Origin of the sequence: Sphingomonas hylomeconis (genome assembly GCF_025370105.1) — a bacterium.
Taxonomy (GTDB): Bacteria; Pseudomonadota; Alphaproteobacteria; order Sphingomonadales; family Sphingomonadaceae; genus Sphingomonas; species Sphingomonas hylomeconis.
Genome location: NZ_JANQBK010000010.1, coordinates 80576 through 96025, shown reverse-complemented (window position 1 = coordinate 96025; position 15450 = coordinate 80576). Strand labels below are relative to the sequence as shown.

Annotated in this window: 18 protein-coding genes; 13 read left to right on the top strand and 5 right to left on the bottom strand. The window is 64.1% G+C overall.

Annotated elements, in window-relative coordinates:
• Positions 1-70: 70 nt before the first annotated feature.
• From NV401_RS12800 to mtaB, 3 genes are read right to left on the bottom strand one after another with little or no spacing between them, the layout of a single operon-like run.
• On the bottom strand, positions 71-709 hold the full coding sequence (locus tag NV401_RS12800) for an inner membrane-spanning protein YciB (protein ID WP_261294823.1): 639 nt from the start codon (positions 707-709) through the stop codon (positions 71-73).
• Positions 706-1635, bottom strand: a complete 930-nt coding sequence (ftsY, locus tag NV401_RS12795; RefSeq protein WP_261294822.1) for a signal recognition particle-docking protein FtsY — start codon at positions 1633-1635, stop codon at positions 706-708. Before ftsY ends, NV401_RS12800 begins: the two co-directional genes overlap by 4 nt.
• A complete protein-coding gene (gene mtaB / locus NV401_RS12790; RefSeq protein ID WP_261294821.1) occupies positions 1632-2906 on the bottom strand; it encodes a tRNA (N(6)-L-threonylcarbamoyladenosine(37)-C(2))-methylthiotransferase MtaB in 1275 nt (424 codons plus the stop codon). The genes ftsY and mtaB overlap by 4 nt, the downstream gene beginning before the upstream one ends.
• Here mtaB and NV401_RS12785 point away from each other — a divergent pair.
• Positions 2905-3483 carry a DUF924 family protein gene (locus NV401_RS12785; protein WP_261294820.1) on the top strand — a complete coding sequence of 193 codons (579 nt, stop codon included), beginning with the start codon at positions 2905-2907 and terminating at the stop codon, positions 3481-3483. The genes mtaB and NV401_RS12785 overlap by 2 nt on opposite strands.
• 33 nt (positions 3484-3516) lie before the next feature.
• Here NV401_RS12785 and NV401_RS12780 read toward each other — a convergent pair whose 3' ends face one another.
• Positions 3517-5133 carry a putative bifunctional diguanylate cyclase/phosphodiesterase gene (locus tag NV401_RS12780; RefSeq protein ID WP_261294819.1) on the bottom strand — a complete coding sequence of 539 codons (1617 nt, stop codon included), beginning with the start codon at positions 5131-5133 and terminating at the stop codon, positions 3517-3519.
• Positions 5134-5411: 278 nt separating this feature from the next.
• Between NV401_RS12780 and ffh the strand changes: the two genes are divergently transcribed.
• From ffh to NV401_RS12750, 6 genes are all read left to right on the top strand, one after another.
• A complete protein-coding gene (gene ffh / locus NV401_RS12775; protein ID WP_261294818.1) occupies positions 5412-6926 on the top strand; it encodes a signal recognition particle protein in 1515 nt (504 codons plus the stop codon).
• A gap of 112 nt (positions 6927-7038) precedes the next feature.
• A complete protein-coding gene (gene rpsP, locus NV401_RS12770) occupies positions 7039-7488 on the top strand; it encodes a 30S ribosomal protein S16 (RefSeq protein WP_261294817.1) in 450 nt (149 codons plus the stop codon).
• A 57-nt stretch (positions 7489-7545) separates the two neighbouring features.
• Positions 7546-7686 (top strand): hypothetical protein, encoded by a 141-nt coding sequence (locus NV401_RS12765; protein WP_261294816.1) that lies wholly within the window; start codon positions 7546-7548, stop codon positions 7684-7686.
• A complete protein-coding gene (gene rimM / locus NV401_RS12760) occupies positions 7649-8191 on the top strand; it encodes a ribosome maturation factor RimM (RefSeq protein ID WP_261294815.1) in 543 nt (180 codons plus the stop codon). The genes NV401_RS12765 and rimM overlap by 38 nt, the downstream gene beginning before the upstream one ends.
• Positions 8192-8596: 405 nt before the next feature.
• Positions 8597-9919, top strand: coding sequence for an AAA family ATPase (locus NV401_RS12755; protein ID WP_261294814.1), 1323 nt, complete (start codon positions 8597-8599; stop codon positions 9917-9919).
• The gene (locus NV401_RS12750; protein ID WP_261294813.1) at positions 9919-10362 is read left to right on the top strand and encodes a hypothetical protein; all 444 of its coding nucleotides are present in this window, start codon (positions 9919-9921) and stop codon (positions 10360-10362) included. Before NV401_RS12755 ends, NV401_RS12750 begins: the two co-directional genes overlap by 1 nt.
• Before the next feature lie 437 nt (positions 10363-10799).
• On the opposite strand, the gene NV401_RS12745 is transcribed toward NV401_RS12750, so the two are convergent.
• The gene (locus NV401_RS12745) at positions 10800-11705 is read right to left on the bottom strand and encodes an NAD(P)/FAD-dependent oxidoreductase (protein WP_261294812.1); all 906 of its coding nucleotides are present in this window, start codon (positions 11703-11705) and stop codon (positions 10800-10802) included.
• An 82-nt stretch (positions 11706-11787) separates the two neighbouring features.
• On the opposite strand from NV401_RS12745, the gene NV401_RS12740 reads away from it, so the two are divergent.
• The 6 genes from NV401_RS12740 (at position 11788) to NV401_RS12715 (ending at position 15125) form a co-directional block, all read left to right on the top strand.
• Positions 11788-12063, top strand: a complete 276-nt coding sequence (locus NV401_RS12740) for an AbrB/MazE/SpoVT family DNA-binding domain-containing protein (protein ID WP_261294811.1) — start codon at positions 11788-11790, stop codon at positions 12061-12063.
• A complete protein-coding gene (locus NV401_RS12735) occupies positions 12060-12437 on the top strand; it encodes a type II toxin-antitoxin system VapC family toxin (protein ID WP_261294810.1) in 378 nt (125 codons plus the stop codon). Before NV401_RS12740 ends, NV401_RS12735 begins: the two co-directional genes overlap by 4 nt.
• Entirely contained in the window at positions 12434-13162 is a 729-nt protein-coding gene (trmD, locus tag NV401_RS12730; protein ID WP_261294809.1) for a tRNA (guanosine(37)-N1)-methyltransferase TrmD, read from the top strand. Before NV401_RS12735 ends, trmD begins: the two co-directional genes overlap by 4 nt.
• Before the next feature lies 1 nt (position 13163).
• Complete coding sequence (gene rplS / locus NV401_RS12725) at positions 13164-13553, top strand: 50S ribosomal protein L19 (RefSeq protein ID WP_261294808.1); 390 nt, start codon at positions 13164-13166, stop codon at positions 13551-13553.
• 185 nt (positions 13554-13738) lie between these two features.
• Complete coding sequence (locus NV401_RS12720; protein WP_261294807.1) at positions 13739-14479, top strand: energy transducer TonB; 741 nt, start codon at positions 13739-13741, stop codon at positions 14477-14479.
• A gap of 49 nt (positions 14480-14528) precedes the next feature.
• On the top strand, positions 14529-15125 hold the full coding sequence (locus NV401_RS12715) for a DNA-3-methyladenine glycosylase I (RefSeq protein ID WP_261294806.1): 597 nt from the start codon (positions 14529-14531) through the stop codon (positions 15123-15125).
• The last annotated feature ends 325 nt before the right edge of the window (positions 15126-15450 follow it).

Sequence of the window (15450 nt, the reverse complement as noted above, 5' to 3'; positions counted from 1 at the left end):
CGCTGCGGTTGCGTTGCCGGCCCACCCCCTCCGTCGCGCTACGCGCGCCAGTTCCCCGTTCCGGGGAGGATCACCCCTCCGGCGGGACCGGCGGTTTCTCCGCCACCGTCAGCCCGTGCTTCAGCAGCATCGGCACGTTGGCGAAGGCGAAGATCAGCGTCAGCGGCACCGCCCCCCACAGTTTGAAGCCGGCCCAGATCTTGGTGTCGGAATCCGGCAACGGCGCATAGGTGCGCCAGACATATTCGTTGAGCAGCGCCATCGCGACGAAGAAGATCGCCCAGTTGCGCGTCAGCTTGCGCCAGCCGGCGGCGTTAACGCCGGGATAGGCGGTATCGAGCAGCATCTGCAGCAGCGGCTTGTTGGTCGCCAGGCCAAAGGCGAGGATCGCGGCGAACATCGTATAGACGAAGGTCGGCTTCATCTTGATGAACGTGCCGTCGTGAAAATACAGCGTCAGCCCGCCGAACACGAGCACCAGCGTGCCCGAAATCCACAGCATCGGCGAGATATGCCCGGCCTTGAACTTGGACACGATCATCGCCGCGGCGCTGGCGATCATGAACGCGACGGTGGCGCTGAGCAGCTTGGTCAGCGCGATGCCGGGAGCGAACATGTTGACCAGGAAGAAGACGGCGAGCGGGCCGATATCGATCGCGAGGCGCAGGCCCGTGGAGATCGGCGCGCGGGTAGGGGTGGTGGCGGTCATTTGATTGCCCCTTCGACGCCGGCAATGATGCGCGCCACCTCGTTCGGATCGAACGGGCGCAGATCGCCCATCTGTTCGCCGACGCCGATCGCATGGATCGGCAGGCCGTATTTCTCCGCCGCGGCGACCAGCACGCCGCCGCGCGCGGTGCCGTCCAGCTTGGTCATGACGAGACCCGTCACGCCGGCATCCTTGCTGAACACCTCGATCTGGCTGAGCGCGTTCTGGCCGGTGGTGGCGTCGAGCACCAGCACCACGTCATGCGGCGCCGCCGGATTGAGCCGGCCGAGCACGCGCCGGATCTTGCTCAGCTCGTCCATCAGCTCGCGCTTGTTCTGGAGGCGCCCGGCGGTGTCGACGATCAGCACGTCGGTGCCGATCGCGGTGGCCTGCTTGACCGCCTCGTAGACGATCCCCGCCGCGTCGCCACCTTCCTTGCCCGAGATGATTGGCACGCCGACCCGCTCGGCCCAGGTGGCCAGCTGGCCGATCGCGGCGGCGCGAAACGTGTCGCCCGCCGCCAGCATCACGGCATAGTCCTGCTCCATCAGCAGGTGTGCGAGCTTGGCGATCGTCGTCGTCTTGCCCGAACCGTTGACGCCGATGACAAGAATTACCTGCGGACGGGGAAACGCCTCGATCTCGAGCGGCTTGGCGACCTTGGCCAGCACCTTCTCGATCTCTTCCGCCACGATCAGGCGGATGCCGAGCTCCTCCATATTGCGCTCGAAACTGCCCTCGGCGAGCCGCGCGCGGATCCGCGCCGCGGTCTGCGGCCCGAGATCGGACGCGATCAGCGCTTCCTCGATATCGTCGAGCGTCGCGGTGTCGAGCCGCGCGGCGCCGAGCCCCGCGAGATTGCCGATCAGGCGATCCGAGGTGCGCTTGAAGCCGCCGAGCAGCTTGTCGTGCCAGGCGGTGCTCATGCGGCATGCTCCAGCGTGGGCAGGGGGGTGGCGTGGAGGATGGATTCGGTCATGCCGGTGATAGTCACTTCCTGAATGCTGCCGACGGGTAACGCGTCGCAGCGTATTTCGGCGAAATTGGGCGTATGGCCGCGGTCCCCGGGGCGTTCGACGAGCACGGATTGCGTGGTGCCGATCATCCCGCCGAGCCACGCCGTGCGGCGGTTGGCGCCGGCTGCGCGCAGCGCCGCCGCGCGCGCCTTGCGCAGCGCCGGGTCGACCTGCGGCATGCGCGCCGCCGGCGTGCCGCTCCGCGGCGAATAGGGAAAGATATGCGGATGGACCACGTCGCAATCGTCGATCAGCGCCAGCGTATTGGCGAACATTGCGGCATCCTCGGTCGGGAATCCCGCGATCAGGTCGGCGCCGATCGCGATTCCCGGGCGCGCCGCCTTGAGCCGCTCGGCCAGCGCGACCGACTGCGCGCGCGAGTGCCGCCGCTTCATGCGCTTGAGGATCAGATCGTCGCCGGCCTGCAGCGACAGATGGACGTGCGGCATGATCCGCGCTTCCTGCGTCAGCAGCGCGAACAGCCGGTCGTCGATCTCGATCCCGTCGAGCGAGGACAGGCGCAGCCGTTCGAGCGCGGGCACATCGCGCAGGATCCGCTCGACCAGCAGGCCGAGCGTCGGCGCACCGGGCAGATCGGGGCCGTAGCTAGTGAGGTCGACGCCGGTCAGCACCACCTCGCGGTGCCCCGCCGCGACCAGCCCGGCGATCCGTTCGACCACCGCGCCGGCCGGCACGGAGCGGCTGTTGCCGCGGCCATAAGGGATGACGCAGAAGGTGCAGCGATGGTCGCAGCCATTTTGCACTTCGACAAAGGCGCGCGCATGCGCGGAAAAGGCGGCGGCGAGCGGCGCTGCGGTATCGCGCACCGTCATGATGTCGCCGACCACAACCGGCATATGCGTGGCCCAGGCCGGCGCCGTCAGCTTTTCGGCATTGCCGACCACCCGATCGACTTCGGGCATCGCGGCGAAGCCGGTGGGGTCGATCTGCGCCGCGCAGCCCGTTACGACGATCTCCGCGCCCGGCCGATCGCGCCGCGCCTTGCGGATCCGGTCGCGCGTTTCGCGCACCGCATTGTTGGTCACCGCGCAGCTGTTGACCACGACGATATCGCGCCCGGACACGAGCGCGCGGATCGTTTCGCTTTCCGCGATGTTCAGGCGGCAGCCGAGACTGATGATGTCGGGATCGGCATGGTTGATAGCCGGAGAGGTGGACATGAGCGGTGATCTAGTTGCGAAGCCCCACGAAGTCCACGACGACGCCCAGGAAGTGCTGTCCTTCTGGTTCGAGGAAGTGCCGCCGGAACGGTGTTTCGCCCGCGATGCCGCGCTGGATGCGGCGATCGCCGATCGTTTCGCGCGCATCCGCGACGAGGTCGTGGCGGGCGAGGCGCACGGCTGGCGCGGCGATGCCGAGACGCTGGTGGCGGCGGTGATCGCCGCGGATCAGTTCTCGCGCCACCTGTTTCGCGGCAGTGCCGAGGCGTTTGCCGGCGATGCCTTGGCGCTGAACCTGGCGCGCGAGGCGATGCGCCAGGGCTGGGACCGGGAGCTGACGGTGGAGCAACGGACCTTCCTGTACATGCCGCTGATGCACGCCGAGGATCGCGCGGCACAGGCCGAAAGCATCGCCGCGTTCGAGGCGCTGGGCGATGCAGACAATCTCAAATTCGCGCGGGATCATGAAGCGGTGATCGCCCGGTTCGGGCGCTACCCCGGCCGCAACGCGGCGCTGGGGCGCGTGTCGACGGCCGAAGAGGTCGCGTTTCTGGCGGGGGGCGGCGCGGATTGGTGATGTCCCGGCCCACCGGTCAGGGTGGGGAGAGGGTCAGCCGGCCCGCCGCTGGCCGTCCTGCGCCAAGGGCGCCTCGGCCACGCGCAGCAACCGGTTTTCCGCCAGCATGCGCCGCGTATTGCCGGCGCTGAGCGGCGGCCCGTACAGATAGCCCTGGCCCTTGGCGCAGCCCATCTCCCTCAGCCGCACCTCGATCGCGGCATCCTCGATCCCCTCGGCAGTGATCGGCAGGTTGAGGCTGTCGCCCAGCCCGACGATCGCGCCGACGATCGCCGCGCTTTCGCTATTGTCGTTGATCGACAGGATGAAGCTCTTGTCGATCTTGATGCGGTCGAACGGCAGCGCGCGGAGATGCGCGAGGCTGGAATAGCCGGTGCCGAAATCGTCGAGCGCGAGCGCGATGCCCTGGTTCTTGAGGCTGCCGACGATCGATTGCGCCAGCGCGAGATTGTCGAACAGCGCACTCTCGGTGATTTCCACCTCGAGCCGGCTGGCCGGAAAGCCGGTTTCGGTCAGCGCCTTGATGATCTTCTGTGCCAGCCAGGCGTCTTTCAGCTGGCATGGCGAGATGTTGACCGACAGCGACAGGGCGGGATCCCAGTCGCGCGCGGCGGCGAACGCCTGGCGCATGATCGACAGCGAGAGATCGCCGATCATGCCGGTTTCCTCGGCGATGTGGATGAACTTGTCGGGCGCGATCAGCCCGCGCGTCGGATGTTCCCACCGCGCCAGCACTTCGAACCCGGTGAGATGGCCGGTGGCGAGATCGATCTGCCGCTCGAAATAGGGCACGATCTCCTGCCGCGGGATCGCCGCACGCATGCCGTTTTCCAGCTCGTTGCGCGCCTGCAGGTCGCGCTCCATCGAGCGATCGAACCAGGCATAGCGATTGCGGCCGGAATTCTTCGTCGCATACATCGCGATATCGGCTGAGCGCATCAGCGCATCGATGCTCATGCAATCGAAATCGGACCGCGCGATGCCGATCGACGCGGAGATATGCACCTGCAGCCCCTCGACGTGGAGCGGCTGCGCGAGCTGGCTGATCAGCCGCTCGGCGATCCGCTCGACCGTATCGGGATGATCGCGATCGAACAGGAAGCCGCAGGCGAATTCGTCGCCACCGAACCGCGCGGTCAGCGCGATCGGCGGCATCGCCGCGGCGATCTCCCGCGCGACGAGCTGCAGCAGCGCATCGCCCGCGGCGTGGCCGTGCATGTCGTTGACCGATTTGAAATGGTCGAGATCGAGCATGATCAGCGCCATCGCCTTGCCGCGTTTCTCGGCCCGCAGCACCATCGCCGCGCCCTCTTCGGCCAGGCAGCGGCGGTTGAGGAAGCCGGTCAGCGGGTCCTTCGACGCCAGCAGCTGCGCGCGTTCCTCGGCGGCGGTGCGCACGTTGACCTCGTCGGCGAGCTCGCGGTGCCGGCGCCAGCCGAACAGGATCAGCGCGACGTTGAGCAGCAGCGCGATGACCAGCGGCTGGTCCGGCCCCTCGCCGCCGCCCAGATAGTTGCGCAGCGCCGCCGACAGGACCGCGCTGCCGGTGCCGACGAACAGCAGGATCGCGGCAACCGTGATCGCGCCGGTGATCAGGTCACGGCGCGGGGCAGGTGCGGTGTCGGTAATGTCATCGCTCTCGAGCGCCATGCGAATAAGGGCCTTGCGGTCGGGTGGAGCGGGCGGGATGACACAGGCTGGGTGTAGATCGGGTTAAGGCGCGCGCATCGCCCACAATTTGATCGCGCATGATGGCGCTGCGGGCATAGGTTGCACTCGATGGCCGCATCCGCTAGGGGCCGTGGCGACCGCTCGTCTCGGACGAAGCGCAAAGGCAGCCCAAGGGCTACGCCGGCCGACGAGGTTTCGTCCGCCGGCGCGTTTTGCGTTTAGCCTGAGGCGTATCGTTCGCAAGGAAAGGTATTGGAGTGTTCGATAGCCTGAGTGATCGCCTTGGCGGCGTGTTCGATCGGTTGCGCGGCCGTGGTGCGCTGACCGAGGCGGACGTGCGCGCGGCGATGCGCGAGGTGCGCGTCGCGCTGCTCGAGGCGGACGTCGCGCTGCCTGTGGCGCGCGATTTCGTCGACAAGGTGACCGAACAGGCGATCGGCCAGAACGTGCTGCGCTCGGTCACGCCGGGGCAGCAGGTCGTCAAGATCGTCAACGACGCGCTGGTCGAGATGCTCGGCGGCGACAATGCCGACGCGGCCGAACTCGATCTCGGCGTTACGCCGCCGGCGGTGATCATGATGGTCGGCCTGCAGGGTTCGGGCAAGACCACGACGACCGCCAAGATCGCGTTGCGCCTGAGCGGCGGGCGCGGCGGGCGCGAGCGCAAGAAGGTGCTGATGGCGTCGCTCGACGTCAACCGCCCGAACGCGCAGGAGCAGCTCGCCGTGCTCGGCACGCAGGCCGAGGTGCAGACGCTGCCGATCGTCGCCGGCCAGCAGCCGGTGGACATCGCGCGGCGCGCGCTGCAGGCCGCGAAGCTGCAGGGCTATGACGTCCTGATGCTCGACACCGCCGGCCGTCTGCACGTCGATCAGGCGCTGATGGACGAGATGCGCGCCGTCGCCGATGTCGCGCAGCCGGCGGAAATCCTGCTCGTCGTCGATGCTCTGACCGGGCAGGACGCGGTCAACGTCGCGCAGAACTTCTCGGAGCAGGTGCCGCTGACCGGCGTCGTGCTGACCCGTATGGACGGCGATGCGCGCGGTGGCGCGGCGCTGTCGATGCGCGCCGTCACCGGCAAGCCGATCAAGTTCGCCGGCGTCGGCGAGAAGCTCGAGGCGATCGAGGCGTTCCATCCGGGCCGCGTTGCCGGGCGCATCCTCGGCATGGGCGACGTGGTCGGCCTGGTCGAGCGTGCGGCAGAGGCCGTCGAGCAAGGCGAAGCCGAAGCGATGGCCGCCAAGATGGCCAAGGGTCAGTTCGACATGGACGACCTGCGCGCGCAGCTCGGCCAGATGCGCCGCATGGGTGGCCTCGGCGCGCTCGCCGGCATGATCCCGGGCATGAAGAAAGCGCAAGCGGCAATGGCCGCGGGCAACGTCGACGAGAAGATCCTGCTGCGCATGGACGCGATGATCACCTCGATGACCAAGAAGGAACGCACCAAGCCCGAGCTGATCAACGCCAAGCGCAAGATCCGCATCGCCAAGGGCTCGGGCACGACCGTGCAGGACGTCAATAAGCTGCTCAAGATGCACATGGAAATGGCATCGGCGATGAAGAAGATCCGCAAGATGGGCGGCTTGAAGGGCCTGGGCGCGATGTTCGGCAAAGGCGGCATGGGCGGCGGCGGCATGGGCGGTGCCGGCGGCCTGGGCGGGCTGGGCGGCCTTGGCGACATGCTCGGCGGCGCCGGCGGGGGCGGGCTTCCCGGTCTCGGCGGCGGCAATGCGAAGCTGCCCCCCGGCTTCGACAAGCTTTTGAAGAAATAACCCGCCCGAGCGGCCATTCCGGCGACGTCGGAATCCAGCCGCAAGGGCGGACCCTATCCACCAATCGACCCCGGTATCTGCCGGGCAACAAGATCAACGAAGGAAGAATATCATGGCAGTCAGCATTCGCCTTACCCGTGGCGGTTCGAAGAAGCGTCCGTACTACAAGATCGTCGTGGCCGATGCCCGCGCGCCGCGCGACGGCAAGTTCATCGAGAAGATCGGCACGTACAACCCGCTGCTCGCCAAGGATGACGAGAAGCGCGTCGTGCTCGACGGCGAGCGCGCCAAGCATTGGCTGAGCGTCGGCGCGCAGCCGACCGATCGTGTCGCCCGCTTCCTCGATGCCGCCGGCGTCAAGGAACGCGCCGCACGCAGCAACCCGAACAAGGGCAAGCCGGGCGAGAAGGCCGTCGAGCGCGCCGACGAGCGTGCGACCAAGGCCGAGGCAGCCGCTGCTGCCGCCGCCGAAGCCGCAGCACAGCCGGCGCCGGAGCCCGAGGTCGAGACCGAGGCCGTTGCCGACACGGCAGAAGCCGAGCCGACGACCACCCAGGCCTAAGCGGCACCAACATGGGCATCGCGCGTTCCAGCACCTTCAACAGTGCAGGAGTGCGTGATGCCCATCGTCGATCCGGAAACGCCCGATCACGACCCCAAGGATGACGGCGACGCGACCAACCAGGGCGTCTCCGCCACCGATCCCGCCGAAGGATCCGACGATGCCCCCGCCCAAGACGACGGCTCCCCAGCCGGCTGACCGCGCGCCCGGCGACACGGCCGACGCGCCGGTGACGCTCGCGGTGGTGATCGGCGCGCACGGCGTTGCCGGCGAGGTCCGGCTGAAGGTGTTCAGCACCGATCTCGGCGCCTACAAGATCTTCAATGATGGCGCGCTGACGCTCAAGTCGACGCGCCACGGCAGCAACGGCACGATCGCCCGCATCGCCGAGGTGACCGATCGCAACGCCGCCGAGGCGATGCGCGGCACCGAACTCACCGTCCCCCGCTCGGCGCTCCCGCCGCTCGCCGAGGGCGAATATTATCACACCGATCTGCTCGGCCTGCCGGTCGTCTCGACCGAGGGCGAGCCGCTCGGCACCGTCGTCGCGATCGACGATTTCGGCGCCGGCGACGTGATCGAGGTCGAACGGCCGGCGGTCGACGGCAACAGCGGCAAGCGCTTCATGGTCCCGATGACCGCCGACGCGGTGCCGGACTGGAATGGCGAGCGGATGCTGGTCGATCCGGCGTGGATTGTTTGATCGGGCTGTAATTGTCTGTTGTTTGGGCGGTAAGGCTAAAGCTCACTAACGTTCGATATCTGTAGGTAGCTGACAGGCCGATTGGGGTGCAAATGGATGCGTCAGCCGGAACCGCGCGAGGCTAATCATTGTTCCCCAACCGGTTATATTGAAAAGCGGCAGATCAATGGATAACTATTAGTGAGGTTAGGGTTGCGAACTTCAGCATAGCATCCGCGCTTTTTTTGAACAACTAGCTCAATCGCCCCCGCTGTTATCAATATTTTGGTGTAAGGAAACGATATTACATCCGAGAATGTTGATCGTTCTAATTTCTGCCAAACGTCGATAATCGATTAACCGGATCGTTCCTTGGGTGACAACGCCCCCTAATTTTCGTAGCGTCTGACATGGGGAGGGCGTTTGATGCCTACGCTTAACATTAGTGAATTTTCCTGCCTCACAGAGGCGAGTTTCACCTTGGCTCCGGTAAATGTCATCATTGGGCCGCAAGGCAGCGGTAAAAGCGTAACGACAAAGCTATTTTACTTTTTTGCTGATATTTTATCGAATGCGATTCAGTATGCCGAGCGTGGAGACAGCATTGACGATGTAAAGAAGATTTTGTCGAAACATTTTGCGCTATGGTTTCCGCCGTCTGCTTGGGGGCCGGGTCGATTTAACATAACCTATACAGCTGACATGTTTACCGTTCGTGTTCTGCGGCGACGGCGAAACAATAAGTTATCCGATGAAGTTGCTATAACGTTTTCTGAGTGGTTTTACGACCTTTATGAAGGGATCCTTGATGTTTTTAAGGATGTTAGAGAGGGCGGCGCCGCCGGAATAGATGACACGTTAAATGTCAATGCGGTGTTGGATCGCAGTTATCGTGCAAGGGATATTGCGAACCGTCGGATAATAAAGTCTCTCGGAGACGAATATCTAGCTCAGCAGACGTTCATTCCTGCTGGACGTGCATTCTTTACAAGTATCGGTAGATTGGTCGCAGGCTTCGAGCAAGCAGGTAGCCTTGATCCTGTTACTATCAAATTTGCTAAGCTGTTTGCCGGCATCCGTGATCGGTCGAGTCGTCGCTTCAACGCAGGTCAAGCTTCAAGATTGGGTACTGACTTCGTCGAAAGAAGAGCAATGTTTATGGACAAGCTTTTCGGTGGTTCCGTGGTGTTCGACGACGAGACCGAATTTGTTGAGACAAAAGACGGTCGAAAGGTTCCATTCACCGCACTATCTAGTGGTCAGCAGGAACTGCTGCCAATGTGGTCTCTCATGGATTATTTTGGGGAGGTCGACGCTTTAAGAGCAGGGCGGCATACAGCTTCGATAGCGCCTAGGGAACTAGTCTATATTGAGGAACCAGAGGCTCATCTTTTTCCATCTGCTCAAAGTTTGCTCATGGAATTTCTCATTGGATCAATTGCCTCTGAGAGAAACAGGCGCAGTTTAATTATAACAACGCATAGTCCATACATTATGGGCAAGCTAAATGTTTTTTTGAAAGCCGGGCAATTGTCTAGGCGCAAAAAAAGAAACCTCGATATAAATGCAATTATTCCACGAGAATGTTGGCTTAACGAGGTGAACCTATCTGCGTTAGCGATCCAGGATAATCAGATAGTCGACTTGATTGATGAAGAAGGCCTTATCGACGCAACATACCTTGATGGTGTGTCGGAGGACATTTCAAGGGAGTTCTCAAGTCTTCTCGCGATCGAGGCTGAAATATAATGGCTAACGATAAGTGTACTACTCCTACGCGCAATTCAAAGATAAAAGTAGAGGAAAATGGGAGAGTAGCCGTATTTACAAACGAAGAAAACAGCAAGTTTAAGGTGATTGAGATCGATGGTTGCCTGATAACTGCAGGGGTTCGGGCGGATTATATGGTTTCAAAGGGAAAATCTGTTTCGGTAATTGTAGAGCTCAAGGGAAAGGATATTTCCCATGCTTGCGATCAGCTTTTTGCTACTGTCGAGCATGATGCTGTTAAGGAGATAATAAATCCCCAAGTTGGATTTCTTATTATCTGCAGAAGATTCCCTCGCTTCGATACTTTTGTTGCGAAAGCCAAGACGCGGAGCGCTAGGCAATACAAAGCTGGATTTCACGTGATATGCAATAAAGGCGAGTTTGATATCGACCGGGTCGCCGCAATTGACGGTCCATACTAGGGATTAGATGTATTGGTCTCGGCTTATTTTTAGATTAGAGATTTTGTATGCCTTTGGACGATCAATCCATATTCGCCGCGGGGGGTATCGTGACGTTTTAGGCGGAGTTCAGCCCTCAGTTGGCTTGGTAACGTTTTGCTGCCTATTCGGCAGGATATACCATTTCGAAATGCGCCGGCGAGGCAGGTACGGGTCCAGTAGGATCTATATATCTGCTGTGTTCAGCAGCGGCGTGCCAGCTCTAAAGCCTAGCGTCACATCCGCGCCCAATAGCTGCATCTAAAACGGACAGTTTTAATACGTCGTTGATCAACCGACATCGTGTCACTATCGCGACACCAAGCGATGACGAAGTTTCTAGCTACTCTTTCGGAAGAGCGAATTGCTCACGGCGTCAGGTTCTGGGCATCTCCCACCGGCCGCCGCCTCCCGTCCCTTCACCGCCTGATCGGCCGCTGCTCCGCCAGCAGGTTGCGGATCGTCGTGGCGGCGACGCCGGCTTCGCCCATGGCGTGGCTGATCTGGTCGAGGCCCTTCACCACGTCGCCCGCGGCGAACAGGCCGGGGATGGAGGTGCGCTGGTGCTCGTCCACCTCCAGGCAGCCATCCTGCGATGCATTGGCGCCGGCGGCGACCGCGAGCTTGGAGCGGATCACCGAGCCCAGCGCCGGATAGATGCTGTCGAACGTCAGCGGGCCGGCGGGCGTCTCCACCGCGATCCGGTCGCCGGCGATACGGATCGGCGTGCACGGGCCGTCGACATGCACGATGCCCGCCTCGTCGAGCTTGGCGCGGCAGGCATCGTCGAGCTCGTGCGCGGCGCCCGGCGCGATCAGCGTGATGTCCGGGGTGAAGCCGCGCAGGAAGATCGCCTCGCGCATGCCATGGTCGCCGGTGCCGATCACGCCGACGCGCTTGTCGGTCACTTCGTAGCCGTCGCAGATCGGGCAGTAGCGCAGCAACCCGCGCTGCAGCGCCGCGTCATGCTCGGCGGGGTCCATGTCCGGGCGGTTGTTGACCACGCCGGTGGCGAGCAGCACGGTGCGCGCTTTGGCCGTGCGGTCGCCGATCTGCACGTCGAACCCGCCCGCGACCGGCACGATCGCGGTGACCTCCGCCTGCTCGCGCGTCGCGCCGTATTTCTCCGCCTGTTCCAGCATCAGGCGGAGCAGTTCGGTGCCGGCCACGCCCGCGGGATAGCCGGCATGGTTGTGCGTGCACGGGATCAGCGCCGCGCGGCTGCTGCCGCAGTCGAACAGGCGGATCGAAAGGTGGAACCGCGTGAGGTAGATCGCCGCGGTGAGCCCGGCGGGGCCGGCGCCGATGATGATGCAATCGTCCATGACCGCGCTACGCGCGGGGCCGGGCGTTGTTCCTTGACGAGGGGAGGGCGTGTATATACATGGCGTGTATACGGAGGCGGCCATGGACGACGACATCTATCTCGGGACAACCTTCAAGTCGGGCAATTCGGTTGCCTTGCGGCTGCCCAAGGGTATGGGCATCCCGGAAGGCACCGAAGTGCGCATGGTGAAGGAGGCGCCGTTGGCGTTCAGGGTCGAGGCGGTGGAGGCACCGCGGCGGACGATCGACATCAGCGGGTTCGCGGGTAAGGCACCCGGGGCGAAGCTCGTCCCGCATGGTGACTTCGACGAGCGGCCCAGCACGATCGCCAAGCGACTGGCCGCGCGCGACACGTGACGCAATTCCTCATCGACGCGGACATGGCGATCTATGCGATGTCCGCGTTGCGCTCACGGCTGAACGAAAGACTGGCAGCGTGCCACCCGGGCGATGTGGCGATCTCGGCGATCAGTTTTGCCGAGATCGCCGTCGGCACCTTCGTCGGCAAACCGCCGAGTCCGGCGGTGCTGGACGCCTTTGTCCGCGTGATCCCGATCCTGCCGTTCGACGAGCGGGCCGCGGGTGAATATGCGCGACTGCCCTTCAAGCGCGCGCGCTTCGACCGGTTGCTGGCCGCGCATGCGCTCAGTCTCGGCGCGACTGTGGTGACCAACAACGAGGCCGATTTTGCCGACGTGCCCGGCCTGCGCATCGAGAACTGGACGCTATGACCTTCGCCGCCACCGTCCTCACGCTCTATCCCGACATGTTTCCCGGCCCGCTTGGCACTTCGCTCGCCGGGCGCGCGCTGGGCGAGGGGAAATGGTCGCTCGATGCCGTCAATATCCGCGACTTCGCGACCGACCGGCACAGCACGGTCGACGGCACGCCGGCCGGGGGCGGGGCAGGGATGGTGCTGCGCGCCGACATCCTCGCCGCGGCGATCGACAGCGTCCCCGCCGGTCCGCCGATCCTGGCAATGACCCCGCGCGGTGCACCGCTGGCCCAGGCCCGCGTCCGCGCGCTGGCCGACGGGCCCGGCGTGACGATCCTGTGCGGCCGCTTCGAAGGCTTCGACGAACGCATCTTCGAGGGCCGGCAGGTCGAGCAAGTGTCGATCGGCGACTATATCCTCTCCGGCGGCGAGATGGGTGCGCTGGTGCTGCTCGACGCTTGCATTCGGCTGCTGCCCGGCGTAATGGGCGCGGCATCTAGCGGCGTGGACGAGAGCTTCGAAGGAGGCCTGCTCGAATATCCGCAGTATACCCGACCAGTAGAATGGGAAGGGCGCACGATCCCCGAAGTGTTGCGATCGGGGGATCATGCGAGGATTTCGGCATGGCGCAAGTCGATGGCCGAGACCGACACACGGCTAAGGCGGCCGGATCTTTGGGAGCGCCATATCGGCGCTCGGGTCCAGTCGCCCTCTGGCGCGCGACGACAGAAGGACGAATGAGATGAATCTCATCCAGACGATCGAAGCCGAGAACATTGCCAAGTTTCTCGAGAACAAGAAAATTCCGGAATTCCGCCCGGGCGACACGCTGAAGGTCGGCGTGAAGGTCGTCGAAGGCGAGCGCACCCGTGTCCAGAACTACGAAGGCGTGTGCATCGCGCGCTCGAACAAGGGCATGGGCAGCAACTTCACCGTGCGCAAGATCAGCTTCGGCGAAGGCGTGGAGCGCGTCTTCCCGCTTTATTCGCCGAACATCGACAGCATCGAAGTCGTCCGCAAGGGCGCCGTGCGTCGCGCCAAGCTGTATTACCTGCGTGGCCGCACCGGCAAGTCGGCGCGTATCGCCGAGCGCCGCGACATGCGTCCGGCCAAGGGCACCGCGGCCGAGTAATCGGACCGGCCTCGAGCTGACGAAAGGGTGCGGAGACGATGGTCTCCGCGCCCTTTTTTCGTGTGCGGGTCTATCCAACCCGATAGGCTTTCCCGGCCTGCGCCGGGGAAGCGCTGGCGGTAGCGGTACGTTCATCCGCTGCAGCCTAAACGCGCGTCGCCGCGTTGAGCGGCCGGAAGGTAAGCATGGCGTTCGTTCAATCCTCGCGAGCCGATCGCCTCCGCGGCGCGGCGATCGCGATCGCGCTGCAGGGGCTGATCGGCTATGCGCTGATCGCCGGGCTGGCGGTCGGCTTCCCGCAGGCGATGACCGATACGCTCGACACGTTCAACGTGCTGCCCGCGCCGCCGCCCCCACCGCCGGAGAAGATCCAGCCGAACCGCGTGGTCAGCAAGAAGGCGGAAGGTGCCGCCTCGCCGCCCAACCTGCGCTCCCGGGCGACCGAGATCGTGGCCCCGCCGCCGATCGTCCAGCTCCCGCCGCCGCCGACCATCGTCGCGGCGGAGAAGCCCGGAATCGGCAATCAGGCCACCTCGGGCAATGCCGACATCCCCGGCCCGGGCACGGGCAGCGGCGGAGTCGGCAACGGCACCGGCAGCGGGCGTTATGGCGATGGCGACGGCAATGGCGGCAGCGAAATCCCGCCGCGCCAGATCAAGGGCCGGATCAAGGATTCGGATTGGCCGCACGAACTGTCCGATGAAGGGATCGGCGGCCGGGTCTCGGTGCGCTACGTCGTCACGGTCGATGGACGCGCGACGGACTGCGCGATCGCGCGGTCCAGCGGCAGCCGCCAGCTCGATCTGCTGACCTGCCGGCTGATCGAGGAACGCTTTCATTTCACCCCGTCGCTGGATGCCAGGGGCCGGCCGGTGGAGTCGATGATCATCCAGAACCACGATTGGGTGAACGGGATCAATCAATAGCCGTCACTCTGCGCGTGACGGCTGGGGACGCGCCGCTTAGGGTCGTGCGATGAGCGATCTCACCCGCTGCCCCTGGTCCGAAAGCTCGGACATGATGCGCGCCTATCACGATACCGAATGGGGCGTGCCCGAATATGATTCGCGCGCGCTGTGGGAGAAACTGCAGCTCGACGGCTTCCAGGCCGGGCTGTCGTGGAGCATCATCCTCAAGAAGCGTGACGCGTTTCGCGAGCTGTTCGCCGGCTTCGATCCCGCGCAGGTCGCGGCGTTCGACGCCGCCGATATCGAGCGGCTGGTAATCGACGAACGCATCATCCGCTCGCGTGCGAAAATCGTCGCGACGATCGGCAATGCCCGCGCCTATCTCGCGATGCAGGAAGCGGGCGAGGATTTTGCCGATTTCGTATGGGGCATGGCGGGCGGCACGCCGATCCTGGGTGACGGCGTGCACGTGCCGGTCAAGTCGCCGCTATCGGAGGATATGTCCAAGGCGCTCAAGAAGCGCGGGTTCAAGTTCGTCGGGCCGGTGATCGTCTATGCCTGGCTGGAGGCCTGCGGGGTGGTCGACGATCATCTCGCGACCTGCTGGCGGCACGCCGGCCATATGCCATCGTCCCCGGGCGCGTCGTCTCCGGGGCATGCCTAGGTCCGTCATGCCTAGGTAATCCCCAAAGCCGTCATCCTGACGAAAGTCAGGATCCATTTCTCCCCACGGGCGATCGGACATGAGGCGCGATGGATCCTGACTTTCGTCAGGATGACGTTCGGGGAGGGGGCAGGCCCCAGACACGGCGACCATGACCGCCATGACGATGACCACGCCACATGCCATCATCCCCAGGCGCGTCGCCCCCAGGCGCGTCGATCCCGATACGTCATCCCAAAGTCCATCACCCTCAGTTCCGTCATCCTGACGAAAGTCAGGATCCACTTCTCCCCCCCGGACGATCGGACGTGACGCGTGATGCATC

What these genes read in the sequence shown, in the direction of transcription:
- NV401_RS12800 (WP_261294823.1), bottom strand. Translation starts at nt 709, where the DNA reads ATGACCGCCACCACCCCTACCCGCGCGCCGATCTCCACGGGCCTGCGC.
- ftsY (WP_261294822.1), bottom strand. Translation starts at nt 1,635, where the DNA reads ATGAGCACCGCCTGGCACGACAAGCTGCTCGGCGGCTTCAAGCGCACC.
- NV401_RS12785 (WP_261294820.1), top strand. Translation starts at nt 2,905, where the DNA reads ATGAGCGGTGATCTAGTTGCGAAGCCCCACGAAGTCCACGACGACGCC.
- mtaB (WP_261294821.1), bottom strand. Translation starts at nt 2,906, where the DNA reads ATGTCCACCTCTCCGGCTATCAACCATGCCGATCCCGACATCATCAGT.
- NV401_RS12780 (WP_261294819.1), bottom strand. Translation starts at nt 5,133, where the DNA reads ATGGCGCTCGAGAGCGATGACATTACCGACACCGCACCTGCCCCGCGC.
- rpsP (WP_261294817.1), top strand. Translation starts at nt 7,039, where the DNA reads ATGGCAGTCAGCATTCGCCTTACCCGTGGCGGTTCGAAGAAGCGTCCG.
- NV401_RS12765 (WP_261294816.1), top strand. Translation starts at nt 7,546, where the DNA reads ATGCCCATCGTCGATCCGGAAACGCCCGATCACGACCCCAAGGATGAC.
- rimM (WP_261294815.1), top strand. Translation starts at nt 7,649, where the DNA reads ATGCCCCCGCCCAAGACGACGGCTCCCCAGCCGGCTGACCGCGCGCCC.
- NV401_RS12755 (WP_261294814.1), top strand. Translation starts at nt 8,597, where the DNA reads ATGCCTACGCTTAACATTAGTGAATTTTCCTGCCTCACAGAGGCGAGT.
- NV401_RS12750 (WP_261294813.1), top strand. Translation starts at nt 9,919, where the DNA reads ATGGCTAACGATAAGTGTACTACTCCTACGCGCAATTCAAAGATAAAA.
- NV401_RS12745 (WP_261294812.1), bottom strand. Translation starts at nt 11,705, where the DNA reads ATGGACGATTGCATCATCATCGGCGCCGGCCCCGCCGGGCTCACCGCG.
- NV401_RS12740 (WP_261294811.1), top strand. Translation starts at nt 11,788, where the DNA reads ATGGACGACGACATCTATCTCGGGACAACCTTCAAGTCGGGCAATTCG.
- trmD (WP_261294809.1), top strand. Translation starts at nt 12,434, where the DNA reads ATGACCTTCGCCGCCACCGTCCTCACGCTCTATCCCGACATGTTTCCC.
- rplS (WP_261294808.1), top strand. Translation starts at nt 13,164, where the DNA reads ATGAATCTCATCCAGACGATCGAAGCCGAGAACATTGCCAAGTTTCTC.
- NV401_RS12720 (WP_261294807.1), top strand. Translation starts at nt 13,739, where the DNA reads ATGGCGTTCGTTCAATCCTCGCGAGCCGATCGCCTCCGCGGCGCGGCG.
- NV401_RS12715 (WP_261294806.1), top strand. Translation starts at nt 14,529, where the DNA reads ATGAGCGATCTCACCCGCTGCCCCTGGTCCGAAAGCTCGGACATGATG.